This window comes from Fructilactobacillus sp. X2R6C1, assembly GCF_059901295.1.
On sequence record NZ_JBWXUZ010000063.1, the window covers coordinates 1 to 249 of the forward strand.

A 249-nucleotide genomic window follows, 5' to 3' on the forward strand; every position below is an offset into this window, starting at 1 on the left:
GCCGATGCGATCGCGCGCGACGCGTTGCCGGCACATGTGCAGGTGGAAGAGTTCTACATGCAATCCGGCGCCCTGCTCGGGTCACGGCAGGCGCAATCCAGCTATACCAGCCTGAACTACACCCACGCCGCCGATGCGGTGGCGCAGCGCGCGCCGCAGGTGATCGTGCAGAAGGTGGCGATGCGGCCCGATGACCGCCGGCTCTCGCTGTCTTGCAACAACGACATCACCCAGGACACGCTGGATGCG

General features: G+C 66.3%; 1 protein-coding gene. It reads left to right on the top strand.

Going from position 1 to position 249, the window contains the following annotated elements; genetic code table 11:
• Nucleotides 1–249: hypothetical protein (locus AC6UDF_RS07370; RefSeq protein ID WP_500724237.1), on the top strand; the 249-nt coding region annotated here is incomplete at both ends.